Here is a 26,018-nt window from a genome sequence, read left to right on the forward strand (position 1 = left end):
AAAATGACCAGTCCACAAGAAATTCTTCCGGGCGTTATATTTTACTCTTATCTCTCTGCCGAGCGCAGAGAGAAAGTTTGTTTTTGGAACCACCATACACTTATACTTCAGGTATCAGGACAATTTACGCTTGAAACTTCAGCGCAAACAATGTCTATTACCGGGGGTCAAATGCTTTTGATTGGCAAAAACCAGGTAGGCGCACTTACTAAAATGCCTTTACCCGGCGCTCATTATGAAACAATAGTAATTTCCCTGCAAGAGAACCTGCTGCGCACCATTGCATTAGAGGAGAAATTTGACGAGCGCCACAAGTATAATGGTCAGCAAAACTTTATAATTCCTTCAAATGATTTTTTGCAGGGATATTTTCAGTCTATTGTACCCTATGCACGTAACGCCGGGGCAGCAATGACCGATGAGCTTGGTATTTTAAAGGTAAAGGAGGTAGTTAAATTATTGCTGTTGGCCCTACCCTCCCTGCGCAGCTTTTTGTTCGACTTTTCTGAACCACATAAAATTGATCTTGAAAAGTTTATGCTCAGTAACTTTCATTTTAACGTGCCGGTTGAAAGGTTTGCTCAACTTACCGGGCGTAGTTTAGCCGGCTTCAAACGCGATTTTCAAAAAACCTTTGGCACGCCACCGCGCCACTGGTTACAAGAAAAAAGGCTGGACACTGCGAAATACCTTATTGAAAGCAAGCGAAAAAAACCTACAGCTATTTATCTTGATCTGGGCTTTAAAAGCCTGTCTCATTTTTCTTTTTCATTCAAAAAGAAATTCGGCTACTCGCCCAATTATACCGGTAATACTTCCGTATTGCAATAAATTAAACTTAGTATATTCCGAGATATTGGTTTGACTGGTTGAAGATTCTCAATTCACTTAATAGCGTCCTGAGAGGTGAACACCAAAAAGTAGATAAGCACAACCACGGCTTATAACAAATAGCAGCACTAGTATTTATATGAACAAATATTTGCAGTAGTAGCATCAAATACCTTACTTTGAAATAAAAAGTACTTTAGTCAATGTCAGAAGAACAAAAACTGCACGACGACCTAGCATCCATCCGCAGTATGATGGAGCGCTCGTCGAAGTTTATTTCCTTAAGCGGCCTATCAGGTGTGCTAGCCGGCGTATACGCACTTATAGGTGCCTGGCTTGCCTACAGCATACTTTATCCGCATGGTGACTTTGGCGGTCAGCGCGAGTATCTTACCAATGGCGTTTTTGACCAGGACAGTATCCCCGATCTTCTTTTTACACCTATAATCACTCAATTGATTTTTATAGCTTTGGCGGTTTTAGTGGCATCACTAACAACAGGCCTGGCACTTACCCGCCGCAACGCCAAAAAGAAAGGGCAGCAGCTTTGGGGAAAAACAAGCAAGGCACTGTTATTTCAAATGACGGTTCCGCTATTAACAGGCGGAGCATTCATTGTTGTGATGCTGTTAAAAGGGTACTTCGGCATTGTTTCACCGGCATGTTTGGCCTTTTACGGTTTGGCCCTGGTTGGTGCGAGTGCTTTTACGTTTAATGATGTAAAGTATTTGGGCATATCTGAAATAATTTTAGCCCTATTTGCGGCTGTGATGCCGGGGTACGGCTTGCTTTTTTGGGCGCTTGGATTTGGTGTTTTGCATATTATTTATGGCGCCGTAATGCATTTTAAATACGATAGGTGAAAGTAGATTTCAGTAAATTAGATAAAGCTTTTGAGAACCGTGTAAGGTTACAAATTATGAGTGTGCTCATGGTAAACGAAAGCTATGACTTTACCTCACTAAAAGATTTGCTGGAGATTACTGACGGTAACCTGGCATCAAACCTAAAAGCACTCGAAAAAGAAGAATACATTACCATACATAAAAGCTTTGTGGGCCGTAAGCCCAATACTACTTACCAGGCATCAGCAACAGGAAAGAAAGCATTTCAGGATCATCTTAATGCCCTTGAACAACTTATAAAGCAGCAAAAAAGCTAAACACAAAATTTCTTCAACACATTACGCAGATCATGTAAGCGGCATGCTATATTGTATAATAACGTGCAGCTTTAATGTTTTGCTGTTTATACCTACCTTTGCAGCCTGATGAGAAAAGGTAACAGGGCTCCCAACTTAAAGTTCGAAAACGTTGCGGTAATTGATATTGCCGAAGAGGGCAAAGGTGTAGGTAAAACCGAGGATTTCGTATTGTTTATTGAGAAGGCCGTTCCGGGCGATGTGGTAGACGTAGAAGTTTACCGCAAAAAGAAAAATTTTGGTGAAGCCAAAATTACTGCTCTTAAACAGGCCTCAACGCACCGCACCGAGCCTTTTTGCGAGCATTTTGGCACCTGCGGTGGCTGCAAATGGCAGCACATGACGTATGATGCCCAACTGCAGTTTAAGCAAAAAGCAGTTACTGATGCACTTACCCGTTTGGCTAAGGTTGATGTAAGCCATGCTCAATATATTGTAGGCTCGCCGGCCGACCGTTACTACCGTAACAAACTGGAGTATACCTTTAGTAATAAACGCTGGTTAAATGATGGTGAAAACCGCACCGATGAGGCTGTTGACATGAACGCCCTAGGTTTTCACATTCCCGGCCGTTTTGACAAAATTTTAGATATAAACCACTGCTACCTTCAGGCCGATCCATCAAACGATATACGTTTAAAAATACGTGATCACGCCAAACTACACGGTTTGACGTTTTATGATGTACGCGAACACACCGGTGCCCTGCGTAACCTGATTATTCGTACGGCAGTAACCGGCGAGTTAATGGTGATAGTAGTTTTTGCCTACGCTACCCAGGATGAAGTTAACGGACTCATGAGTTACGTAGAGCAGGAGTTCCCTGAAATAACATCGTTACTGTACATCTTAAACCAAAAGAAAAATGACACCATTTTTGATCAGGATGTAGTGGCTTGGAAAGGCCCCGAATACATCCATGAAAAAATGGATGATATTCAGTTCCGTATTGGCCCTAAGTCATTTTACCAAACCAATGCCATACAAGCTAAGCGCTTGTATGAAATAGCCCGCGATTTTGCCGGTTTTAAAGGCAACGAACTGGTTTATGACCTATACACAGGTGCCGGCACTATTGCTAACTTTGTAGCAGGGCACGTACGCGAAGTTATTGGGGTTGAATATGTGCCATCGGCCATTGAAGATGCCAAGGTTAATTCAGCAATAAATAACATCCATAACACCAAATTTTATGCAGGTGATATGAAAGATGTGCTGAATGCCGAATTTGTATCCCAGCACGGCAAACCCGATGTTATCATCACCGATCCACCACGCGCTGGTATGCATGCCGATGTGGTGGAGCGCCTGATGGAAATTGAATCGCCGCGTATAGTTTATGTGAGTTGTAACGCAGCTACACAAGCGCGTGATTTAATTGTATTGAAAGAGAAATACAACATAGCACAAATACAGCCGGTAGATATGTTTCCGCATACGCAACACGTAGAAAACGTTGTGCTGCTTGAGCTAAAAAGCGAAGAGCAAAGAAATGCTGAAGCTGCTGAACGAGCCGTAACAATAGAAGCTGCAGAGCTGCAAAGCGAATAACAAAAGGCTGCAATTTGGGCCGCTTATTGCTTTAAACAGCAGTGCTCAGCTAATGGAAAATTGTTTACTTGTTAAAACCCAACATCAATGAACCCGGAAGAACTTTTAAACGAAAATAATAACCGTAAAAACGAGAGTCCGCTGAAAAGCCTGGAAACTGACCTGCGTTTATACAGCGAATCTATACGCGAGATAGCAGTGGAAATTATGGTTGAAGGGCTTTCAGCCTATCCTATCTTTATTGCCCACCAGCACGAAGTGTCATTAGGCGAACTTATTTTGAATAAGGATGAGCTTAACACAGAGTGGAACATCAACGCCTCAACACTTGAAGAATTTGTTGAAAAAGGTGTTATTAAAAAGGAGTTGAAACAGCGCTTTATTGATAATTACAAAAACGCACATGAGTTTATGTGTGTGTTTGCCATTGTACCCGAAGGTGCTAACTTTATATTCTTTCCGTACGGTAAGGAGTAATTACTTCTTTTTATCAATAACCAATCCTAAACTTATTCCTGCACAATAAGCCAGCAAATCGGTCCATAAAAACCCCTGGCCTAATATTAACCGGCCGGGCAGCGTTTGGCGTATTTGGCTTATCCACGGTGCCTGGTATAACTGGCTAAACTCAATGGCAAAGCAAAATACCAGGCTGTAAATGGCTATTTGCTTTGTATGCCCCTTTATAAATATGAACCTTGCAATAAGGTAAATCATTAAAGCCCACAACGCATCGCCCACATACTGCGGTATAAATGCAACACGCCTTGATAGCAAACCCACAACAATCACTGCTACAATGGCGGCAGCATATTTTAAGCGCGTTTTGATAATTGAATGCATTTAAAAGTACGTTCGGTTACGTGTTAAAAATACTAAATATTAAGTCCCTCAAAAATCAAACTGTGTCGTTTTATGCAGTTTGCGTTAGGGATAGCAACGGAAAGCCCGGAACGTAGCATAGCGAAGTGAGGACTTGCAGTGAATAGCCCGGGCCAAAGGTAATGCCCAATCACAAAATAACGTACTGTGCTCCATTGCAAATATTATTACAGCTAATTATCAATCGCTACACGCCAGGTAACACCTACACCATTTCTTTCATAAATTTTATACAAGGCAATAAAATGTACCAAATCCAAAATCAAAAAATTACTTTTGCGAACTTCAAACATTTGGTATTATGCTCAGAACACATACTTGTGGTGAATTAAACATCAGTAATTTAGGCCAAACCGTAAAACTTTGCGGTTGGGTACAAAAATCGCGCGATTTAGGCGGAACCACGTTTATTGACGTGCGCGACCGCTATGGTTTAACACAATTGGTATTGAATGTTGATAGCGATGCCAACCTGCGCGAAGCCGGTAAGAGCTTAGGCCGCGAGTTTGTAATAAAGGTTACGGGTAAAGTATTGGAGCGCACCAACAAAAACCCCAAAATTCCAACCGGTGATATTGAAATTGCTGTTGAAGCTTTAGAAGTGTTGAACGAGGCTAAAATTCCTCCTTTTTTAATTGAAGACGAAACCGACGGTGGCGAGGAGCTGCGTGCCAAGTACCGCTACCTTGATTTACGCCGCAACCCGCTGCGTAATAACCTTATTATGCGCCATAAAATTGCGCAGGAAATTCGCCGCTACCTTGATGCCCAAAACTTTATTGAGGTTGAAACTCCGGTACTAATTAAATCTACCCCTGAAGGCGCACGCGACTTTGTGGTGCCAAGCCGCATGAACCCAGGTGAGTTTTACGCTTTGCCGCAATCGCCGCAAACATTTAAGCAATTGCTGATGGTGAGCGGCTTTGACCGTTACTTCCAAATTGTTAAGTGTTTCCGTGATGAGGATTTACGTGCCGACCGTCAGCCAGAGTTTACACAAATTGACTGTGAGCTTTCTTTTATTGAGCAGGAAGATATCCTGAATATATTTGAGGGTATGGCCCGCCACTTGTTCAACACCGTTAAAGGTATTGAGCTGGGCGACTTCCCTCGTATGCAATATGCCGATGCCATGCGTTTGTATGGGTCAGACAAACCCGACGTACGTTTTGGGATGGCATTTGTTGAGCTTAATGATATAGTAAAAGGTAAAAACTTTGGCGTATTTGACAATGCCGAACTGGTAGTTGGTATTAACGCTAAAGGTGCTGCCGGTTACACCCGCAAGCAAATTGACGAGTTAACCGAATGGTTAAAGCGCCCGCAAATTGGCGCTACCGGCTTAATTTACATGCGTCATAACGATGATGGCTCTTTAAAATCATCAGTTGATAAGTTTTATAATGAGGAAGAGCTGCAAAAATGGAGTGCGGCATTTGAAACTCAGCCGGGCGACTTAGTACTTATACTGGCCGGTGGTACAGACAAGGTGCGCAAGCAAATGAATGAGCTGCGTTTGGAGATGGGCACCCGTTTAGGACTGCGCAGTAAAGACAAATTTGCACCGTTATGGGTAGTTGATTTCCCATTGCTGGAGTTTGATGAAGAAAGCGGCCGTTACCATGCAATGCACCACCCGTTCACCTCACCAAAGCCCGAAGATATTGCCCTTTTGGATACCGAGCCGGGTACTGTACGCGCTAACGCTTATGACATGGTCATAAACGGTATTGAAGTTGGCGGCGGATCTATCCGTATACACGACCGCGAGGTACAATCGCTGATGTTCAAACATCTGGGCTTTTCGCCTGAGGAAGCTCAAAAACAATTCGGTTTCTTGCTGGATGCCTTTGAATTTGGCGCGCCGCCGCACGGTGGTATTGCCTTAGGTTTCGACAGGTTGTGCTCAATATTTGCGGGATTGGATTCTATCCGCGATGTAATCGCCTTCCCTAAAAACAACTCGGGCCGCGATGTTATGATTGATTCGCCAAGTGTGATTGCCGATGCGCAAATGGCAGAGCTAAACATCAAAACCACTGTTTAATAATTTTTATTTTATTGATATACAAAAGCCGTCTTGCTATAAAGACGGCTTTTTTTATTTATACACACGGCGTTTCAAGGATAAATTAACAGCGTGGCGCTCTTATTAGCCGTACTGTCCTGAATTATTTTGACAGATATATACTCATTTGTATTTTTAAACAACATTTTATTATAAACCAATTAACTTCAAGTGAGTATGAAAACATTGATGCTGTATTGCAGCTTCATAACGCTGCTGTTGAGTGCCTGTGGCAAAGATTCAAGTGATGAGTACGCTGCCCAGCAGGCGGAGCTTGATGAGAAGGTTATACAATCATACTTAACTACAAACGCGCTCGATGGAAGGCGTGATGCTTCGGGCTTGTATTATGTAATACTTAAAACCGGGACCGGAGCGTTTTTCAACACTTCTTCAACAGTTAACTTTAATTACACCGGTAAGTTTGTTGACAACACCACCTACTACCAGGGCAGCGTAAATACAGTAGTTGGCAACGCTGAAATAAAGGGCTGGCAAATTGGACTTACTAAAATAAATAAAGGTGGACAAATTATGCTTTTAATACCGTCGGCTTTGGCTTATGGTCCGCAGGGCAAAGGCACTATACCAGCAAACAAAGTGCTTGTTCATATTATAGACATTTTGTAAGCTGCGCCAAGGCGTTACAAAACACTATTCTAAAAACGAAAGTAAGGCATGCTGGCTGGCAGTATGTAAATCGCGCCAAACCTGGTTTATTTCCGTATCAGGCGAGGCTGCCTGCAGGCCGCAATAAGGGTAAAGATGATCAACACCTTCGCGGGCAGCATGAGCAAGCAAACGGCTTGTGCGGCTTACGCGCTGCAATATTTCGTTGGGTATTTTATCCTCACTTAAACCTGCATACCATGATGTATCAACCGCATCGTAAAACTCATTTCTGAGGCTTTGTAAATTATCTTTAACCTTCTGCAGGTCGTTCATTAAGGTCACCTTATTACCTTCGCTCATGCGCTTTGATTCAGTAAGCTTATTTGCAAATACCACATCACATAACTCAACAAAATGCAGTGCCATACCTGCTAAATTTGCTGCAAGTGTAGCCTCGGCCAATTGAAAAAACGGATAGCGGTATAAGGGAGTATTAACTACCGTAGTATTTGGCGTAATTTCAAAACTTCGGTTAGCAGGCACCCAAACGTTATTAAGCGTAAAGGCATGGCTGCCCGTACCCATCATTCCAATATATTTCCAGGCGGGTACTAATTCAGCCGCATTGGCGTCAATTACAAACGACAGTACTAATGGTGAGCCATCGGCAAGTAGCACGTCCTTCTCGCTTTCCTGAATTATACAGTTTGCTGTAAAGTGTGTGGCATGCTTTACGCCGCTTGCATATTTCCAATGGCCGTTAAGGATGTAACCATCGTTGGTGCGTTGTGCAGTACCGGTTGATGCGCCACTGCCGGCTAAACAAACCTTTGCATGGGTGAAAATTTCTTTGGCGGCAATGGCATCTATAAATCCACCAAACCAGCATGCACCTGCACATAAGGTAACTACCCATCCAAAGCTTCCATCGGCCCAGCTTAAAGCCTCTTCCATGCGTATTTGTGCGGGCAAATCAAGTTCCAGGCCGCCGTATGCTTTGGGCACCAGCATTTTTAACCATTGTTGCTCATAAATCAGCTCCAATTGCTTAGGCTGAAGCATACCGGCATCTTCGGCAGCGAAGGCCTCAGCTCTTATTATTGTTACCCATTCGGGCTGTAATAACGCCGATGGATGTTGTTCATTTTTCATAAAGATGAGCCTTTTAAAATTTGCCTTTGTTTGTACATGCGCTGCCAATCAAAAAAGCCAAAAATAGCCACAATAAACAGGAAGATGGTTAAAGCAGCAAACAAAGCAAGGTTTTTATGAAACAGAAGTGGTATGGCAAACAAGTTTGACAGATTTAGCACTAACCAGTTTTCAATACGCCTGCGGGCCAGCAAGAAGGTGCCTGCCCATGCAGTTGATGATACAAAGGCATCCCATACAGGTACTGTTGAGGTAGTGAAGTGATGTAACAAAAGATAAATTACGCCCCACCCTCCTACTGCAATAAGTATGGTTACAAGCCACTCATTACGTGTGGCCCAGGCTACTTGCATAGGCGCCCCATTACCGCGCTGTACCCAGATATACCAGCCGTAAATACTCATTATTACATAGTACATACTCAAGGCCGATTCGGCATACAAGCCAACCTTAAGCAACAAAACTATGCTAATTGCCGAACCGCCTATACCAGCCGGGTAAAGCCACACCTTGTTTTTTCGCGCAAGCAGCACCTCGGTTACTCCAAGCAGCACAGCAAGCCACTCCCAAAATGTGGTTTGCCGCATTTGCTCAATAAATAGTTGTATCCAGTGCTGCATAGTCGCTATTCTTCAATCCCCCTGTATAAAGGAGAATCTTATTATAAATTAAAATCTTAAGCTTAGGGATGCTAAAAAGTTACGTGGTGCCTGCGGGAAGAAGTAATTATAATTATAAACGTAATTACCGCTTACCCCTGCATAGGTAGCCGCGTTTGATTCATATTTTGTGCTAAATATGTTGTTTACAAGGAGCGTAACGCCAATATTTTTCACACCCTTAACAGCAAAGTTGTAGCTAAGCCTTACATCATTAACAAAATAGCCATTCAAATAACGGTTTGCAGCAAAGCGGTTGCCTGCCAACTCCGGATCAATGGTGTAACCCACCGGGTTTTGGTTTGATGTGTTATCAAAATACTGACGGCTTACCACTTTGCTCAGCAAAGCAATTTCGGCTCCTTTAACCGGGCGGAAACTTATTTCGCTGCCACCAATAAACGATGGCGAAAACGGCAAATCGGTTTTATCATACTGTTGCTCTACAAACACACCTTTACCTGCCTCCAACACTTGTTTATAATCTTTAACCTTGTTTGTGCTTAATGTAGCATTTGCCGCCCACGATAGTTGTTGTGTTATGTTAACCCGGCCGTCTAACTCAACACCTGCGCGGTAGCTGTCATCAACATTGGTGCGTATGTTAGCGCCAACATCATTAAGTGCACCAGTTAGTACCAGCTGATTTTTGTACAGCATATAAAAGCCGTTTACACCGGCGCTAAAGGTTTTACCTGCAATACGGTAACCAGCTTCAAAATCTTTTAAGTTTTCAGATTTAGGGCGGCTTTGCGGAGTTGAATTGGTAAAGTCGTTACGGTTTGGCTCGTGGTTACCTACCGAAAATGATGCATATACGTTACTGCTGCTGCTTATATTATAGGTTACACCTGCCTTAGGGTTGTAAAAATTCATTACGGCATTTTGCTGCACGTTGTCCCTGTTTCTGTCGAAACCTAAAAACGAGTAATTGATGCGGCGGTACTGCATATCAGCATACAGTAAAAACTTACCTACGTTCCATTCTCCGCGTGTAAAAATGTTGAAATCGGTTTTCTTGGCATCGTTGCGGTAGTACTCAAAATTGGGTGTTATACCTGCTGTTTGAGCGGTGTAAATCACGTTACCAAAGTGATTTCCTTTGTATTCGTTATAAGCGCCTCCTAAAATTAAGTTTGTGCTTGTTTCGGGGCGGTAGTTTAACGAGTAGGTCAGTCCGTAAAAATCATTGTCTAACCATAAGCGGCGGGCCAAATCGGTGTTGGTAATTGCTGTGCCGTTCACAATTACGGGCTCTATAGCATAACCTTCCTTAAGGTCCTGATCTTTTTTATATTCTTCGTAATAACCACCGCCTTTGGTATAATGCAATGCTCCGCTAAATGACAATTTAGAACTTAATATCTGATCAACCAGTAATTGATAATGGTTTTGCTGATAATTATCTACCTGGTCTTTATAAAACAACGCTTTACTGTAGTCATCTCCCGAAATTTGTCCCAGTTCGTTATAACGGCGTACGTCTTTCACCCCTATTGAAGCAGCGTAAGCCGGATCGCCAATTATATAGTCGGGTATACCGTTCCACGCCTGGTAAGTACGTTCGCGGCCGGCAAATACATTAGCCCGTACCGTGGTTGATTTGCCATAGTAAGCACCGCTTAAATAATATGATTTCAGGTTTGATGCCGCACGGTCAATATATCCATCAGATGCTATGCGTGACAGGCGCGCGTCTACACTAAAATGATTGTTTAATAAACCGGTTCCGGCCATTACCGTATTTTTCACCGTACCATATGAGCCGGCCGAAGTATTAATTTCGGCATAAGCACTATCCTGGCGGGTTGTAGTTTGTATATTAAGGCTGGCTCCGAAAGCGCTTGCACCGTTAGTTGAAGTGCCAACACCACGCTGTATTTGGATATTGTTTACTGATGAGGCAAAATCGGGTAGGTTAACAAAGAAACTTCCCTGGCTCTCGGCATCATTAAGCGGAATGCCATTTACCGTTACGTTGATACGGGTACCGTCTGATCCGCGAATACGCAAACCGGTATACCCAACACCAGCACCGGCATCTGATGTAGTAACCACAGATGGGGTTTGGTTAAGCAAGTAAGGTAAATCCTGCCCTAGGTTGTTTTTTTGTATATCGGCCTTTTTTAAGTTGGTAAATGCCGTTGGCGATTTGGCTGACGCCCGGGTGGCTATTACCGTTACTTCATCGGCAATAAAATCTGCCGGTGCAAGCGCTATATTGATGTTAGCATCACCGCTCAAGCTAAAAGTTTTATTTATAGCCATGTAACCAACGTAGCTAACCTTAAGCACATAATCACCTGCTTTTAGCTCCTTAAATTCATAGTTGCCATTAGCACCAGTAACGGCACTTGGTTTAGTTTGTAAGCTCTGTAAAACAACAGTGGCACCTGCTAAAGGCTTACCGGTAAGCTCATTGGTAATTTTTCCGGATACGGAAAACTGGGCTGCAGCAATAACAGGCAGCAGAAGGGCAACAAATGCCGAAAATAAATTTTTCAAATTTTTGTGAACACAAAACGCGTTAAACCATCTGCCCGTTAAGGGTGTAAATTACGTGCAGTACACTTAACATTTTACCTCGTCCCTACGCCGGCATTACCCGGATCAGGTGCAACTCTTCGCGGTTTATTTGCCGGGAAAACGCTTTTGCGCTACCCCTAAAGTATCCGGAGAGTTTGGGTATGATCTCAGCCTGTCTTTCAGTTTGATTGCTCAAAGCAAGGCACCCCTTAAGAAATTATGAGGCAAATATAGTCTTTGTGATCAGCAATGCAATTTTTGCGTTCACTTTTTAGCAAATTAACAATTTACATAGCCGGACGGGCGTTTGTTATTCCGCTTCCATTTATAAAAAATGTATTAACGGTTACCGGCAACCTACCGGCTGCAGTTATTTGCCGGGTTATAACTTTTGTAGCGGCGCGCTGCATGCCATCATCCTTTTGGTAGCACGCCAATAAGGCACCTGCTTTTTCAATACCCGGCAACGTACCTAAAGTATATGGGTTAGCAAAAACACTTAATACTGAGTTTGGGTAAGCTGCCAATTGTACAATTCCGTTTTTTACATCAGTACCAAAATCCAGTTTACTTTGCGGCCGCAGGCGGTTATCATGCACACCAATTATTATTTGAGTAAACCCTCTAACATCACTTAAAAGTTTATTTACTTGTGCCGCCGATGCATTTTTTTCGAGGTTAAACTGTACGTTGTTAAGATACGTTTGGGCCAACTGCTGCTGATAAACTGTTTTAGATCCAGACCCAATGCTAATGAGGGCTGTACGCTGGTAAGGGCTATACAATTGCAACACATTATCCTGCAGCAACGTTACAGAAGCATCGCTCAGTTGCTGAACCAAATTTTTAGCCTCATCGCGGTTTAGGTCTTGTGGTATATTGTTTAAATCGGCAGGTTTGTAAGTGGCCAGCCCGGCAAAGTATTTAGCTGCCAAAACTTTTTTAACCTTGGCATCAAGTTCTTCCTCTTTGATATCGCCATGCCTTACAGCCCGTTTTATTTTCCTTATAGCTCTACACGAGTTTTGTGATAACTCAATCACATCATTACCAGCCATAAATGCCCTTAAATCAGCCTCACCATCAGGAAAATATTTTACTACGCCTTTCATCTCCATGGCATCAGAATATATCAATCCTTTAAAGCCGAGGCTGTCACGCAACAGGCCGGTAACAATAGGTTTTGATAATGATGATGGAAGATTCTTGGTAGCATCTAAAGCCGGGATGCTCATATGCGCCACCATTACACCACTTATGCCTGCTTCAATAGCCTGTTTAAAAGGATACTCTTCAAGGCTGTCTAAACGCTGTTTGTTAAAATTGAGCAAGGGCAAATCATAGTGTGAATCAACCTCAGTATCGCCATGACCCGGAAAATGCTTGGCTGATGTTAACAAACCAGCCTCCTGCATCCCCTGCATGTAAGCAATAGACCGCATGGATACCTTGTACTTGTCATCACCAAAAGAGCGATAGTTTATTACCGGGTTATTAGGGTTGTTATTAACATCAACAACAGGAGCAAAATTTATATGCAACCCCAGGCGCTTGAAATCATATGCAATTTCGCGTCCCATTTGCTTAATAAGCTTTTCGTCCTGTATGGCACCAAGTGTCATTTGGTAAGGGTATGAGGTAGTAGAGTCTAAACGCATACCCAAACCCCACTCGCCGTCCATAGCTACCAGCAATGGTATGGGCGATAGTTTTTGATACTCATTAGTCAGCGCTGCCTGCCTTACAGGCCCGCCCTGAAAAAATACGATTCCGCCGGGTTGCTCCTTTTTAATCACCCTTGCAACCGAATCAGAATAAGCTTTTCCTTTATTAGTGTGAGCACGTATGAAAAACAACTGCGATACCTTGTGCTTGCGGTTGAGCTTTTTAAAAACAGAGTCAACCCAATGGTTGGACGCATTTAATGAGGATATATAATCGGGCTGTTGCTGCTGTGCTATAACATTACCGGTTAGCAACAGGGATAGGCTTGTAAAAATCAATCGTACTTTGGGTATCATCGTGCCTGTTTGTAAAGGTCAAAAATAAGTAACCTGCACATCATTAACGCTAAAAAGCAGCAATGTTTAGCTAACTCAAAAAATATTTTCACAACCGGCAATAAACCAAGCCGCGTTTTAAGCATCTATAAATCATTGCATGAATAAAAACTAACACAATGATGAAAAAGATATTTTTTGCCGCTGCCTTTGTACTGCTCATAGCCGGCACGGCCGATGCCCAGCGCCGGGGATACAGAAAGCAGCGTTCGTCTGACGATTTTTACCAACCCCGTGTTGGTCTTACCGGTGGCTTAAACATAGCCAATACTATAAGTTCACGCAACTCTGACTTTAGTACCGATACCAAGTTAGGCGCAAGTTTTGGTTTGTATATTGATATACCCATTGTTTATCCGCTATCTTTTCAACCCGAAATTTTGTACTCGCAAAAGGGCTACAGGGCTAATACCATATATGGAGATTTTGCCCAGCGCGCCAATTTTATTGATGTTCCCATTTTAGCAAAGCTGAGATTAGCACCGTCATTTAATGTAGTTGTTGGTCCGCAGGTTTCCTTTTTAATGAATACACGCAACACCTATTATGACGGGTTTGACGTAATTCAACAAAGCAAATACACTTACAATGGCGATAAAACGTTTGTTGGCGGCGTAGTAGGCGTAGCGTTAGATTTAAACCGCAATGTTGAGCTGAGAGGCCGCTACACCATAGATTTTCAAGAGAATAACCCCAACGGCACATCGGGTGTGCCGGACTATAGGAACCAGGTTTGGCAAGTGGGTTTAGGATTTAAGTTTTAGCCGTTCCTGTTTTAATTCATCAATTGGGTCGTCTGGTTTTCCGGGCGGCCTTTTTTATTTCATTATACTCTTAAACCACCGCTTAAAACGCCTGCTACGCTTGTTATATTTGCGGTACCGGGCTTCAAGATCAAATTCGTGGCTTAGCGTAAATAAATCAGCCTGTTTTTGAGGAAGCATAAAATCAGGATGTACTATTTCAGCTGGTAAAGACTGCAAAGGCATGTTCGCGAAATCATTTGCAGTATCGGCCGTGTGGGTTGCTCCCTGCCCATAACCAATGTTACTTATTAAATTTACATTGGGGATAATCGAAAGACCGTTATTAAAAAAGTTGAGAAAGGTAAGCTGGTAATCCCAGGTATCAATAAGCCCTGCTTTTACATCCCTGAATATAACTTCCCAGCTATCAAGCACTAAATGATTGTCAAATATGTTGGCCAGTTGTGGTCTCACTAAAGCATCAACATAGCGGGTCAGGTTTTTATCATACTCCTGCCAAACCCGGCGCCAACCAGCCCAACCCCACACATGAGTTAAATTAGAATAATAGTAGGATCCGTTACCCCACACCCGGCCTTTTTGTAAATTACTGCCACCTATATGTCTTATCCGGGTGTCGTGCCGGTATTTATCGAGCATTACATCGCAAAACTTAAAAAAATCTTCTGCCGGCAAGCAGTCGTCTTCTAAAATAACACCTTCGGTTTCGTTCTCAAAAAACCATGTTATGGCTGTTGATACCGCTTCTTTGCAACCTAAATTACGCTCACTGTAAAGTGTTTTTACTTCGCACGGCCAGTCAATTTCATCCGTAATCTGGCGTACTTGCTTACAAAGCTCGTCTTCTCCAGGCTTGTTAGTTCTGGGGCCATCAGCAGCAACATACAGGCGTAGTGGCCTGGCATTCCTTATTTGATCGAACACTTGCTTTGTAGTGTGAGGCCGGTTAAATACAATAAACAACACAGCAGATTGTGTTTGATAAGGTGCTGCGTGTGTCATCAGCCTTCGGTTTGAAAGGTTTGCATATCAATAAGGCGCTTGTATAACCCGTTTTTTTGAAGCAGTTCATAGTGGGTGCCCTGCTCGGCAACATTACCGCTCTCGATAACTATAATTATATCAGCATTTTGTATAGTGCTTAGCCTATGCGCAATAATAACCGAGGTTCGATCTTTCATCAGGTTATTAAGTGCTTCCTGAACTAATTTTTCCGATTCGGTATCAAGTGCAGAGGTTGCCTCATCAAGCAGCATTACAGGAGGGTTGCTTAAGACGGCACGAGCAATACATATACGCTGTTTTTGTCCGCCCGATAGTTTTGTTCCCCTATCGCCGATGGATGTTTGATAGCCTTCTTCGGTATTTATAATAAATTCGTGCGCATTAGCAATGCGTGCCGCAGCCTCAACCTGCTCGGCCGATGCCCCTGGCTTGCCAAATGCAATGTTGTTAAATATGGTATCATTAAACAATATCGATTCCTGGTTAACTACGCCCAATAAACCACGCAACGATTCCATTGTGATTTGCTTGATGTTTTCCCCGTCAACCAATATCTCGCCGCTTTTAACATCGGTAAACCTGGGTATCAAATCCATAATGGTTGATTTACCCCCGCCCGACGGCCCTACCAATGCTACCGTTTTTCCTGCCGGAACTTTGAAGGATATGTTATGTAAAACCTCCCTATCGCCATAAGCAAAAGAAACGTTGTTAAACTCAATAGCATTTTTAAAGCCTGTTATAACGCTGGCTTTTTCCGCATCGTTAATGGCAGGTTTTTCGTCAATAAGTTCCAGTACACGTTCACCCGCTGCAATACCTGAGTGTATAGTGGTAAACGAATCGGATATGGCTTTAGCGGGCCGCATGAGCTGTGAAAATATAGCTATATAGGCAATGAAATCTGATGCAGAAAGCGCCGATTGGTGAGTAAGCACCAAATAACCACCATACAACACAATGCCCGATACCATAATAATACTCATAGTCTCAGACACTGGTGAAGCCAGTTGCTGCCTGCGGGCCATGGCTTTTACTACATTAGTGTAGCGCTTGTTTTCTTCATGAAACTTTTCTTTTATATGATCAGTGGCATTAAAGGCTTTAACAATTTTAATTCCGGTTAAAGCCTCATCAAGATAACTGATCATGTTGCTGTAAATTTGCTGCGCCATAACGGCCTGGGCTTTCAGCTTTTTAACAATGCGTGATATTACAAAGCCGGCAACTGGAACTACCAGCAATGAAAAAACTGTTAGTTTAAATGACCATGCAAAAAGTGTTACCAAGTAAAATATAAGCTGAAGCGGCTCTTTAAAAATAACCTGCAAGGTGCCTGTAACTGAAAACTGAACAGTTTGTACATCTGAAGTTACCTTTGCCATTATATTTCCTTTGCGCTCGTTATTGAAGTAGCCCAAGTGCAAATTCATTACGTTATTAAAAACCGAGCGGCGGATATTAAGGAGTGTATGATTACGCATATTCTCCATAGTGCGCTGGGCAAGGTACTTAGATACGTTAGCAAGTATAACTGATACTATTATAACGCCGCAAACAAACTGCAAAGCTCCCCATGCACCATAGCGGTGCACTATTAAATCAACATAATAATTGAAGTAGGCACTTAAATCAATAATAGAAGGTGCGCCGTTTGTGGCAGCCTGGCTTACAGCAGGCCCGCATTTGTCTTTTTCTGAAAATAGTGTTTGAAGCAAGGGAGCTAAAAGCGCTAAGTTCAGCGTGTTAAAAAACACAGCAAAAATGGTGAAGATAATATAAGGTATGGCAAACTTTTCAATGGGTTTGGCAAAGGAAAGTAACCTGAAGTACGTTTTCATTTAAAATATATAAGCCTGCAAAATTAGGTAAATTATATGGCACTTGGTTTCAGGTGCCTTTTTGCTAATGGTGCACATTTTAACAAATAGCAATCTTTTACTTAAACCTCGTTCCAGGCTTTAATATTGTACCATGCTGTAACCGGGCTAAGCCATTCTGTTTCGGCATGAGTTGAAAAACCGGGTATGGAGCTAACGAGCACACGCTTAGGGTTTGATGCTTTAGCAGGAAATAAGGATGCTTTTAATCCTTTGAACAGCTTTTTGGGCGGCTCGTTATTTTTATGCATCAATGTTAAAAACGCATAATGATCATTAGGTATTTTACCCTCGGTAAAATACCACCAGATATCTTTATCCGCTTTAAGCGTTTTCACTTTGACGGCGAAGGTCATGGTAGTTGAGCTAACCGTTTTCCAGTGCGTTGATTGGGTTAAAAGCACATGGCTTTCAGCTTCCGTAAACTCGGTAATACCCGCAACCGGGTTGCCATACTTATCAGGATGATCATACAGTGTTACGTAATCAGCTATAGTAAGCCCCTCCTGTAAGGCCTTATCTGAACCGGGCAAATGCAAGTAATCATCTTCTACAAGGTAGACATACGATTCATCATCGAAATGTTTGATAGCACTTTCAACCACAAAACGCCAAGATTTTGAATTGCCCAAAGCAATTTCAACAGGCTCAACTCCCAAATTACGAATAGCTGCGAGGGTAGCTTCGCTGCAGTTATCAGCAAAAACATAAATGTTATGTTTAAAAACCTCAATGAAATTTTGAAGACAATGTAATTTGGTGGCGGTTTGCAGTTTGTTTTTAGGATTGCTTCCGTCTGATATTCGGTACAAATACTTGATATCAAATTCTGTTTTAGCTGCAAAGTTGTTCACAAGCTTTTTAGGCAACAGCTCGTAGCCAAACTCATCAAACAACGGTGCCCAAAAATCAATGTTTCTGTCCCACGCATGGCAACCAAAAGGCAGCTGTCCGTTGTTTAATTCGCTTGCGCGTTTAAGCTGTGTTTCCCATCCAAATGAAACAGCCGTTTTATAGTCAGGTATATTAAGAAGCTTGCTTTTGCGGTTAACTTCAATACTCCAAAAAGCATCTTCACTATATTCGTATATCTTTTGGGCTACAAGGCCCAGATAACGATCAATATCAACTCTGCGAGTTTGGGTTACCTGTAAAAACTTTTGAACGCGCCGTAACGAAAAACCTCCGTTCCCTACCCTGTTTTCAAATTGCTTTGCACTGGGTACCCCATTTTTTTGCAAATCATAGCGGGTATGATAATAATATTGCCAGCGCGATTTTACTGCCTTTATAAAATCAACATGCCCTATACTACGAAGCCAGGGCGAGCCAATGTAATCAAAGCCCTGGTTGCACCAGTGTAACAGCTGATCACTAAAAACAAAAGCATCCAGCTGATAAATTAAGATGTACTCATAACTTAAAAACTGCTCATAAAACTCAGAGGAGAGCATGAGCCGGTTATACCCTAACGAGCCGGTGAAGTATTGGTCATCAAAATTTTTTACTTCGGTAAAGTTCACAATGCCTGCTGTTTCGGGTAGCGTTAGCCAGTAAGGTTTAATGGCAATTATAGGATGGCCCGATAACAGCTTTTGGCATTGCTGCAAAGCAATTGCCTCATGCTCAGTAATAAGCTCGCGGTAAAATGGTATAACAACAGCTACTTTCTTCAAATGGTGTAAAGGTAATTGCTTAAGCGTGCATAGCAAAACAAAATATTATTTGCAGGGTTGCCTTTTAAAGCAAAGCCAAAATAGTGTCACTATTTGTTTACTCATTGTTAATGAGGCGTTAAAAGCATACCTTTGCGGCAAACAAAAAAGGGCTTCCCGATCCATGAAATTAAATATTGATTATCAGGAGAAATTCCAGGCCAGGCACATTGCTCCAAATGAAACCGATACGGCCAAAATGTTGAAAACCGTAGGTGCCGCATCGTTAGATGAGCTTATTGGTCAAACCGTCCCACAAAAAATCCGCTTAAAAAACCCGCTGAATTTACCAGCCGCCAAAAGCGAGTTTGATTACCTGAACACCCTGAAGCAAACCGCTTCTAAAAACAAGGTCTTCAAATCATACATCGGTCAGGGTTATTACGACGTGATTGTTCCGGGCGTAATTCAGCGTAATATTTTGGAAAATCCGGGATGGTACACGCAATACACGCCTTACCAGGCCGAGATTGCACAAGGCCGTTTGCAGGCATTGCTAAACTTCCAAACCATGGTGTTAGACCTCACCGGTATGGAAATTGCCAACGCATCGCTCCTTGACGAAGGTACTGCAGCTGCCGAGGCTATGTTTATGCAATACTCGTTACGCAAAAACACTAAAGCCAACACCTTTTTTGTATCTGAAGAAGTTTTCCCGCAAACCATTGATATTTTAAAAACCCGCTCGCAGCCTTATGGCATTGAGCTGGTAATAGGCGATCACCGCACGGTTGAACTAACCGACGAAATGTTTGGCGCTATTGTGCAGTACCCTGCAAAAGATGGCCAGGTTTACAACTACGCCGATTTTGCCGCTGCCGCACATGCCAAAAACATTAAGTTAACTGTAGTGGCCGATTTAATGAGCCTTGTGCTGTTAACGCCTCCGGGCGAGTGGGGTGCCGATATTGTGGTGGGTACCAGCCAGCGTTTTGGCGTACCTATGGGCTTTGGTGGTCCGCATGCTGCATTTTTTGCCACTAAAGAAGAATATAAACGCTCGATGCCGGGCCGCATTATTGGTGTAACCATTGATAGCGCAGGCAACTACGCCCTGCGTATGGCCTTGCAAACCCGCGAGCAGCACATCCGCCGTGATAAAGCAACCTCTAACATTTGTACCGCTCAGGCATTGCTGGCTATTATGGCCGGGATGTATGGCGTGTACCACGGCCCGCAAGGTTTAACCCTGATTGCCCAGCGCATTCACGGCTTGGCTATTTTGTTAGCTAAGGCTTTAGGCGAGTTAGGTTACGAGCAATTAAACTCATCATACTTTGATACGGTTAAGTTTGAGCTAGGCGTTTTGGCTGGCCCAATACATTCTGAAGCATTGAACAACGAAATGAACCTGCATTACAATGGTTCAACTGCAAGCATCACTTTAGATGAAACAACTTCGCCTGAAGATATTAAAACCATCATTCGCTTTTTTGCTAAAGTAAAAGGTAAAACCCTGAATGATGTGAATTTTGATGAGCTGAAAGCTAGCCTTGAAACCGTTATTCCGGCAGAATTACAACGTCAGTCCGAGTTTTTATCCCACAAAATATTCAACTCGCATCATTCAGAGCATGAAATGCTGCGTTACATCAAATCATTAGAGGCTAAAGATCTTTCGCTTTGCCATTCGATGATCGCCTTGGGTTCGTGCACCATGAAACTGAACGCCACTACCGAAATGATACCGGTAACCTGGCCAGAACTTGGTAAAATGCACCCGTTTGCCCCTGCCGACCAAACCGGCGGCTACATGCAAATATTTGATGAACTGAATAAATGGTTAAGCGAAATTACCGGCTTTGCCGCAATGAGCTTACAGCCAAATGCCGGAGCGCAAGGCGAATATGCCGGCCTGATGGTTATCCGTGCCTATCATTTAGATCGTGGTGATGATCACCGTAATATTGCCTTAATTCCTTCATCGGCACACGGTACCAACCCTGCTTCGGCTGCTATGGCAGGTATGAAGATTGTAGTAGTAAAATGTGATGAGAACGGTAACATTGACGTTGCCGACCTCAAAGCTAAAGCTGAGCAGTACAAAAACGAGCTGAGCTGTTTAATGGTAACTTATCCATCAACCCACGGTGTGTTCGAAGAGTCGATCATTGAGGTATGCGAAATAATTCATGCTAACGGCGGCCAGGTTTATATGGACGGCGCCAACATGAACGCACAGGTTGGTTTAACCAGTCCGGCTACCATTGGTGCTGATGTTTGCCACCTTAACTTACATAAAACATTCTGTATTCCGCACGGCGGCGGCGGTCCTGGTATGGGCCCAATTGGTGTAGCCAAGCACCTTGTGCCTTACCTGCCCGGTCACGCGGTAGTTAATATTGATCAGGGTAAATCAATCCCTGCTGTTTCGGCAGCGCCATGGGGTTCGGCTTCTATCCTGATTATTTCGCATGCCTACATTGCTATGATGGGCGGCGAAGGCTTAACTAACGCTACCAAATATGCCATTTTAAATGCTAACTACATTAAAACTCGTTTAGAGCAGCACTACCCTGTATTATACACCGGGACACAGGGACGCTGCGCACACGAGATGATTTTAGATTGCCGCGCATTTAAAAACTTTGGCATTGAGGTAACCGACATTGCCAAACGCCTGATGGATTACGGTTTTCATGCGCCAACTGTATCGTTCCCGGTAGCGGGAACGGTTATGGTGGAGCCTACCGAATCGGAACCTAAGCATGAGCTTGACCGTTTTTGTGATGCCATGATTGCCATCCGTAATGAAATTGAGGAAGTTGAAAATGGCACGTTAGACAAAACCGACAACCCGCTTAAAAATGCGCCTCACACCGCAGCCGTAATTACCGGCAACGAGTGGAGCCATCCGTATAGCCGCCAAAAAGCAGCATTCCCGCTGCCTTACGTAGCCGATTACAAATTCTGGCCATCAGTTGGTCGTGTAAACGATACCTATGGCGACCGTACGCTTATTTGCTCATGTCCACCGTTAACCGAGTATGAGTTTGAAGAAAGCGAAGTAACTACGCCTGAGTACGGTACGTGATCGTGATCAAAACTTACTGAATTTTTGAATTTTCAGAATATTGAAGAGGCTCCCTGTGGGAAGCCTCTTTTTTTGTTTATTACCAACATGTCAGCGAGGAGTCGATGGAAATTCCCACAGGTGCAACGTGGCAATCTCCTCGCGTTCTAACCTTGTATGGTGAGATTGGTCCTCCATCTTAGGCGGATGGCAATGACAAGTTAGTAGCTGTAAATTTATAACTAAGACAATCAACACGTTAAACTAAACACAGTCAAACTCAACAATATCACCCTTTCACACCACGTTTTTCAATCAGTAACATTCTACCTATGGGGGCATATTTTGAATTAAACTTTGCCCTCATAAACCAACTCTAAAAATTCAATTTAACATTTACTTTTGCTGTATGGCAAACACCTATATAATTAGCGGAGCAGGCAGCGGCATTGGCCGGGCTATGGCACAAAACCTTGCAAATGCAGGTAATCAGTGTATTTTATTGGGCCGCAGTATTGATGCTTTAATTCAAACGCTTGGAAGTTTAAATGGCACCGGTCATCGTATAGTGGTTGCTGACGTACGCAATTTAGATAGCCTGAAAACCGCGGCCATTGAACTAAAAGACACCGCTATTAACGGCCTGCTGGCCAACGCAGGCATAGGAGGTGAAAACTACTGGGGCGACGCCGACCGCTGGGGTGATATTATTGCCACTAACCTTACAGGCACTTATAATTTTGTAAATACCTTTTTGCCAAACTTACGTAAAGCTACAACTACCAAACATATTGTAATTACTTCATCGGTATTGGCGCGTTTGGGTGTGGCTAACTACTCGGCCTATTGCGCCTCTAAAGCTGGTTTGCTTGGGTTGATGCGCTCATGGGCAGTTCAATATGCTCCTGAACAAATACTGGTTAATGCCATTTGTCCGGGCTGGGTTGATACGGAAATGTCTCAAACCGGCATGCAGGGTATAGCTGATAACATTGGCGTTACCAAAGACGAGTTTTATGATATTGCCATGCAAAGCGTGCCATTAAAGCGCATGAGCCAACCCGAAGAAGTAGCCGGTTTAGCTGCTTATCTGCTAAGTCAGCACAGCATAACCGGCCAAACGCTTGATATAAATTGCGGCGCTGTTATGAACAGTTAACGGCTGTAAGCCGGTATGCCTACCGGGTCGCTCTCGTTCTTTAAACGATCAATTGCCGTAACCATATAAACGTATCGCTTTCCGCGCTCGGCTGTTGTGTCTTCGTAACTGTTTATAGGGCCGTACTGAATATGTATTATACGTGACGGATCTGCTGTGTTCAGTTTTTCACCTTCGTAAAAGCGGTAAACTACATAGCCATACACCAGCTCCTTATCCTTGGCTAATAATGGCGTTTGCCAGCTTAGCAAAAAGCCTTTTTGCGTTGCCCCAACTGATAGCAGCCTTGGCGCATTAGGCGCAATTGAATCAAGCCAAAGCATAACCGGCGGCAGTGCAGGCGTTTTGTAATAATTATTCCGAAGCGAATCGTTTAATCCGCCGTAGTTTCGCCTTAGCGAGGCCGAACTAAAATACACACTTCCCTGCACGCGGGGGTTATTGCGTAAGTAGCGTATTTGCGAAGGTATCTGCGCCGGGTTTTTAAATCCGCTGTTTCGAACTTCGCCTATCCTATACGCAGCCATGCCAACATACAAGTGCCTGTTAAAACTGTTATTGCTCCACCAGTCGGTTAGCTTTTCAAAAGCTGCAGCCCTGTTGCCAAAGTGCCAGTATATTTGCGGATTTATGTAATCAACCCAGCCTTCCTCAACCCATCTGCGGGTATCGGCAAACTGCTCGTAGTATGATGATCCGCCGTTGGTTTGAGAACCTTCCTCATCTTGTCCGGAATTTTTCCATATACCAAACGGGCTGATCCCGAATTTCATGTGCGGCTTGTATTTGTGTATACTGTCTGAAAGTGCTTGTATCAGCGTGTCAACATTATTACGGCGCCAGTCTTTGATATCTTCCCACTCTGCTTCGCCATATTTTTTCCAGGCCTCCTGGTCATTAATACGCTGCCCGGCAATAGGGTATGGGTAAAAATAATCGTCCATGTGTATGCCGTCAACGTCGTAATTCTTCACCACATCCAGTATAACTTGTATGATATACTCGCGTACGTCGGGCAGGCCAGGATTAAACAGTTTTTTGCCTCCGTAAGTAATAAACCAATCGGGATGAATACGGGTAACGTGCTGTGCGCTTACGCTGTTAGGGTTATTATCCATGGTTGCACGGTAAGGGTTAAACCACGCATGCAGCTCCATATTACGCTTGTGAGCCTCATTAACCGCAAACTCAAGCGGATCATAAAACTCAGATGGAGCCACTCCCTGTTGCCCGCTTAACCACTTTGACCATGGCTCGCGCCCTTTGGCGTAAAAAGCATCGGCAGCAGGCCTTACCTGAAACATTACAGCATTTATACCGGCCTGTTCATGATAGTTTAAAATGTTGAGCATTTCGGCCTTTTGCCTTTCGGCAGGCAGGCGGGGTGCGCTTGGCCAGTCAATATTGGTTACAGTAGCTACCCAAACTCCTCTAAACTCGCGTTTTGATGTAGGGTAACGTTGTTTAATGGTATCTATCTGAGCCTGCACCTGCAAGCAGCAAAGCCATGCGGCCATCACCAGCACAAATCTTTTAATCATAGGCAGCAAATCACTTATTTTCACGGGGGGCAAAGATACATAACTCCCCTTAAGGTAGTTTAGTATAGCCGTTAAAATACAGGCAAGTTTTGTTTTTTGGTTCAAGAGTAACTATTTTTAGCGCCATCTGCCTAACCTGTTTTTAAACAAATAAGTTTCTGTTTTATGATAATTAATATCATAAAAGCGGTGTTTACTTATTGATTTAATAAACAGTACGTAGTTTAACCTTTGGTTTACAAACATATACACAGCCGCTCATTTTCAAACAAAAAATGTTTTAGGTTGCTTTATCATTTTTAAAAGCCAGATACGTTATATAGCTATGTGCCGGTTACGTTTAACTTAATTGATTGAGAATGGAAAACAAATCTGAACAAACTTCAAAGAAAAATTCAAACGTTATATACTTCCTTATTGTGGTAGTGGTGGCACTACTTGGAACTGATGTGTACCTATACCTGCAAAAAAAGAAAGATGTTGCCAAAATCATATACCAGGCTGATGATGAAAAGCACCGTTTACAAACCGAGCTTGACAGCCTGGAGGCGCAAATAGAGCAGGTAAACACCAGCAAAGCCAAGCTATCGTCAGAAATGCAGGCTCGTACTGATTCTTTGCAAAACAAAATTCAGGTTTTAAAGCGTGCTCTTTCACGCGGACAATTAACCGTAGGCGAACTTAAAAAAGCCCAGGAAGACATCAAACAACTGCGTTACTTTGTAACCAAGTACACAGCTGATATTGAAGAACTTAAACAGCAAAATGCTTCATTAGCTACAGAGCGCGATACACTGAAAAACCAAGTGGCATCGGTATCGCAAAAAGCCAGCACGCTTGAGCAGCAAAACCAGGAATTAAGCTCGAAGGTTAAAGTTGCATCGGCCTTAAAAATGGGCGCTGCCGAAGTTATCGCTTATAAAATTAAAGGCAGCGGCAAAGAGGTTGACGTAAACCGTGCAGGTCCGGCTAAAAAAATTAAGGTTAATTTCAACATTGTTGGCAATGCTGTAGCAGAAAAAGGCCTCCATGATGTTTACATGCGTATTATAGATCCTGCCGGTAACCTAATGACAACCGGTGAAAGCAGCGTATTTACTGCTGACGAGCAGGAGCTACAGTACACTTACAAAACAGCCATTGACTTTAAAGACGACGGTACCATGTATACTATTGATTGGGTAAACCCTAACAAATTTGTAAAAGGCGTTTATACCGTTTACTTATATGCTGATGGTTACACCATGGGTAAAACAGAATTTAAACTGAAATAAGTAATAGCAACGAATAATAAAACAAAACCCCCGGTTGGCACTCAACCGGGGGTTTTGTTTTATAACCCACCCTTTAAAAGAGAACGCCGGCAAAGCGTGTTAATAAATAGTTAAGCTAAGCA

At 43.1% G+C, this 26,018-nt stretch carries 20 protein-coding genes; 11 read left to right on the forward strand and 9 right to left on the reverse strand.

Annotated elements, in window-relative coordinates:
• The first annotated feature begins 3 nt into the window (after positions 1 to 3).
• The 5 genes from GO816_RS04555 (at position 4) to GO816_RS04575 (ending at position 4,060) form a co-directional block, all read left to right on the forward strand.
• The gene (locus GO816_RS04555) at positions 4 to 831 is read left to right on the forward strand and encodes a helix-turn-helix domain-containing protein (protein WP_157540184.1); all 828 of its coding nucleotides are present in this window, start codon (positions 4 to 6) and stop codon (positions 829 to 831) included.
• Positions 832 to 1,034: 203 nt separating this feature from the next.
• A complete protein-coding gene (locus GO816_RS04560; protein ID WP_157540185.1) occupies positions 1,035 to 1,694 on the forward strand; it encodes a hypothetical protein in 660 nt (219 codons plus the stop codon).
• Entirely contained in the window at positions 1,691 to 1,993 is a 303-nt protein-coding gene (locus tag GO816_RS04565; RefSeq protein ID WP_317163588.1) for a winged helix-turn-helix domain-containing protein, read from the forward strand. The genes GO816_RS04560 and GO816_RS04565 overlap by 4 nt, the downstream gene beginning before the upstream one ends.
• 108 nt (positions 1,994 to 2,101) lie before the next feature.
• Positions 2,102 to 3,583, forward strand: coding sequence for a 23S rRNA (uracil(1939)-C(5))-methyltransferase RlmD (gene rlmD / locus GO816_RS04570; RefSeq protein ID WP_157540186.1), 1,482 nt, complete (start codon positions 2,102 to 2,104; stop codon positions 3,581 to 3,583).
• An 87-nt stretch (positions 3,584 to 3,670) separates the two neighbouring features.
• Complete coding sequence (locus GO816_RS04575) at positions 3,671 to 4,060, forward strand: hypothetical protein (RefSeq protein ID WP_157540187.1); 390 nt, start codon at positions 3,671 to 3,673, stop codon at positions 4,058 to 4,060.
• Here the strand turns inward: GO816_RS04575 and GO816_RS04580 are convergent, their stop codons facing one another.
• On the reverse strand, positions 4,061 to 4,426 hold the full coding sequence (locus GO816_RS04580; RefSeq protein WP_157540188.1) for a ribosomal maturation YjgA family protein: 366 nt from the start codon (positions 4,424 to 4,426) through the stop codon (positions 4,061 to 4,063).
• 340 nt (positions 4,427 to 4,766) lie between these two features.
• Here GO816_RS04580 and aspS point away from each other — a divergent pair, with 340 nt between their 5' ends.
• Both aspS and GO816_RS04590 read left to right on the forward strand, forming a co-directional pair.
• A complete protein-coding gene (aspS, locus tag GO816_RS04585; protein WP_157540189.1) occupies positions 4,767 to 6,512 on the forward strand; it encodes an aspartate--tRNA ligase in 1,746 nt (581 codons plus the stop codon).
• Positions 6,513 to 6,710: 198 nt separating this feature from the next.
• The gene (locus GO816_RS04590) at positions 6,711 to 7,163 is read left to right on the forward strand and encodes an FKBP-type peptidyl-prolyl cis-trans isomerase (RefSeq protein WP_157540190.1); all 453 of its coding nucleotides are present in this window, start codon (positions 6,711 to 6,713) and stop codon (positions 7,161 to 7,163) included.
• A gap of 24 nt (positions 7,164 to 7,187) precedes the next feature.
• Here the strand turns inward: GO816_RS04590 and GO816_RS04595 are convergent, their stop codons facing one another.
• The 4 genes from GO816_RS04595 to GO816_RS04610 all read right to left on the reverse strand — a co-directional run bounded on the left by GO816_RS04595 (position 7,188) and on the right by GO816_RS04610 (position 13,503).
• Positions 7,188 to 8,297, reverse strand: coding sequence for an acyl-CoA dehydrogenase family protein (locus tag GO816_RS04595; protein WP_157540191.1), 1,110 nt, complete (start codon positions 8,295 to 8,297; stop codon positions 7,188 to 7,190).
• Positions 8,294 to 8,917 (reverse strand): nicotinamide riboside transporter PnuC, encoded by a 624-nt coding sequence (pnuC, locus tag GO816_RS04600; RefSeq protein ID WP_157540192.1) that lies wholly within the window; start codon positions 8,915 to 8,917, stop codon positions 8,294 to 8,296. Before pnuC ends, GO816_RS04595 begins: the two co-directional genes overlap by 4 nt.
• Before the next feature lie 48 nt (positions 8,918 to 8,965).
• Positions 8,966 to 11,461, reverse strand: coding sequence for a TonB-dependent receptor (locus GO816_RS04605; protein ID WP_157540193.1), 2,496 nt, complete (start codon positions 11,459 to 11,461; stop codon positions 8,966 to 8,968).
• Between the two features lie 308 nt (positions 11,462 to 11,769).
• Positions 11,770 to 13,503, reverse strand: a complete 1,734-nt coding sequence (locus tag GO816_RS04610) for a glycoside hydrolase family 3 protein (RefSeq protein ID WP_157540194.1) — start codon at positions 13,501 to 13,503, stop codon at positions 11,770 to 11,772.
• Between the two features lie 158 nt (positions 13,504 to 13,661).
• Here GO816_RS04610 and GO816_RS04615 point away from each other — a divergent pair, with 158 nt between their 5' ends.
• The gene (locus GO816_RS04615) at positions 13,662 to 14,306 is read left to right on the forward strand and encodes a porin family protein (RefSeq protein ID WP_232336493.1); all 645 of its coding nucleotides are present in this window, start codon (positions 13,662 to 13,664) and stop codon (positions 14,304 to 14,306) included.
• 54 nt (positions 14,307 to 14,360) lie between these two features.
• Here the strand turns inward: GO816_RS04615 and GO816_RS04620 are convergent, their stop codons facing one another.
• The 3 genes from GO816_RS04620 to GO816_RS04630 form a co-directional block, all read right to left on the reverse strand.
• Entirely contained in the window at positions 14,361 to 15,311 is a 951-nt protein-coding gene (locus tag GO816_RS04620) for a nucleotide-diphospho-sugar transferase (RefSeq protein ID WP_157540195.1), read from the reverse strand.
• Positions 15,311 to 17,155 carry an ABC transporter ATP-binding protein gene (locus tag GO816_RS04625; RefSeq protein ID WP_157540196.1) on the reverse strand — a complete coding sequence of 615 codons (1,845 nt, stop codon included), beginning with the start codon at positions 17,153 to 17,155 and terminating at the stop codon, positions 15,311 to 15,313. Before GO816_RS04625 ends, GO816_RS04620 begins: the two co-directional genes overlap by 1 nt.
• 101 nt (positions 17,156 to 17,256) lie before the next feature.
• The gene (locus GO816_RS04630) at positions 17,257 to 18,870 is read right to left on the reverse strand and encodes a DUF5672 family protein (RefSeq protein ID WP_157540197.1); all 1,614 of its coding nucleotides are present in this window, start codon (positions 18,868 to 18,870) and stop codon (positions 17,257 to 17,259) included.
• 163 nt (positions 18,871 to 19,033) lie between these two features.
• Here GO816_RS04630 and gcvP point away from each other — a divergent pair, with 163 nt between their 5' ends.
• Positions 19,034 to 21,943 (forward strand): aminomethyl-transferring glycine dehydrogenase, encoded by a 2,910-nt coding sequence (gcvP, locus tag GO816_RS04635; RefSeq protein WP_157540198.1) that lies wholly within the window; start codon positions 19,034 to 19,036, stop codon positions 21,941 to 21,943.
• A gap of 388 nt (positions 21,944 to 22,331) precedes the next feature.
• Positions 22,332 to 23,081, forward strand: a complete 750-nt coding sequence (locus tag GO816_RS04640) for an SDR family NAD(P)-dependent oxidoreductase (protein WP_157540199.1) — start codon at positions 22,332 to 22,334, stop codon at positions 23,079 to 23,081.
• Here the strand turns inward: GO816_RS04640 and GO816_RS04645 are convergent.
• Positions 23,078 to 24,622, reverse strand: coding sequence for a glycoside hydrolase family 10 protein (locus tag GO816_RS04645; protein WP_232336494.1), 1,545 nt, complete (start codon positions 24,620 to 24,622; stop codon positions 23,078 to 23,080). The two genes, GO816_RS04640 and GO816_RS04645, sit on opposite strands and share 4 nt — an antisense overlap.
• Before the next feature lie 359 nt (positions 24,623 to 24,981).
• Here GO816_RS04645 and GO816_RS04650 point away from each other — a divergent pair, with 359 nt between their 5' ends.
• Positions 24,982 to 25,896, forward strand: a complete 915-nt coding sequence (locus tag GO816_RS04650; RefSeq protein WP_157540200.1) for a hypothetical protein — start codon at positions 24,982 to 24,984, stop codon at positions 25,894 to 25,896.
• Positions 25,897 to 26,018: the final 122 nt, after the last annotated feature.

The sequence above is a fragment of the Mucilaginibacter aquatilis genome, from assembly GCF_009755275.1.
Classification (GTDB): domain Bacteria; phylum Bacteroidota; class Bacteroidia; order Sphingobacteriales; family Sphingobacteriaceae; genus Mucilaginibacter; species Mucilaginibacter aquatilis.

Coding starts and splice junctions, on each gene's coding strand:
- rlmD (WP_157540186.1), top strand. CDS start 2,102: ATGAGAAAAGGTAACAGGGCTCCCAACTTAAAGTTCGAAAACGTTGCG.
- GO816_RS04615 (WP_232336493.1), top strand. CDS start 13,662: ATGATGAAAAAGATATTTTTTGCCGCTGCCTTTGTACTGCTCATAGCC.
- GO816_RS04555 (WP_157540184.1), top strand. CDS start 4: ATGACCAGTCCACAAGAAATTCTTCCGGGCGTTATATTTTACTCTTAT.
- gcvP (WP_157540198.1), top strand. CDS start 19,034: ATGAAATTAAATATTGATTATCAGGAGAAATTCCAGGCCAGGCACATT.
- GO816_RS04620 (WP_157540195.1), bottom strand. CDS start 15,311: ATGACACACGCAGCACCTTATCAAACACAATCTGCTGTGTTGTTTATT.
- GO816_RS04645 (WP_232336494.1), bottom strand. CDS start 24,622: ATGATTAAAAGATTTGTGCTGGTGATGGCCGCATGGCTTTGCTGCTTG.
- aspS (WP_157540189.1), top strand. CDS start 4,767: ATGCTCAGAACACATACTTGTGGTGAATTAAACATCAGTAATTTAGGC.
- pnuC (WP_157540192.1), bottom strand. CDS start 8,917: ATGCAGCACTGGATACAACTATTTATTGAGCAAATGCGGCAAACCACA.
- GO816_RS04575 (WP_157540187.1), top strand. CDS start 3,671: ATGAACCCGGAAGAACTTTTAAACGAAAATAATAACCGTAAAAACGAG.
- GO816_RS04580 (WP_157540188.1), bottom strand. CDS start 4,426: ATGCATTCAATTATCAAAACGCGCTTAAAATATGCTGCCGCCATTGTA.
- GO816_RS04625 (WP_157540196.1), bottom strand. CDS start 17,155: ATGAAAACGTACTTCAGGTTACTTTCCTTTGCCAAACCCATTGAAAAG.
- GO816_RS04560 (WP_157540185.1), top strand. CDS start 1,035: ATGTCAGAAGAACAAAAACTGCACGACGACCTAGCATCCATCCGCAGT.
- GO816_RS04595 (WP_157540191.1), bottom strand. CDS start 8,297: ATGAAAAATGAACAACATCCATCGGCGTTATTACAGCCCGAATGGGTA.
- GO816_RS04590 (WP_157540190.1), top strand. CDS start 6,711: ATGAAAACATTGATGCTGTATTGCAGCTTCATAACGCTGCTGTTGAGT.
- GO816_RS04650 (WP_157540200.1), top strand. CDS start 24,982: ATGGAAAACAAATCTGAACAAACTTCAAAGAAAAATTCAAACGTTATA.
- GO816_RS04610 (WP_157540194.1), bottom strand. CDS start 13,503: ATGATACCCAAAGTACGATTGATTTTTACAAGCCTATCCCTGTTGCTA.
- GO816_RS04640 (WP_157540199.1), top strand. CDS start 22,332: ATGGCAAACACCTATATAATTAGCGGAGCAGGCAGCGGCATTGGCCGG.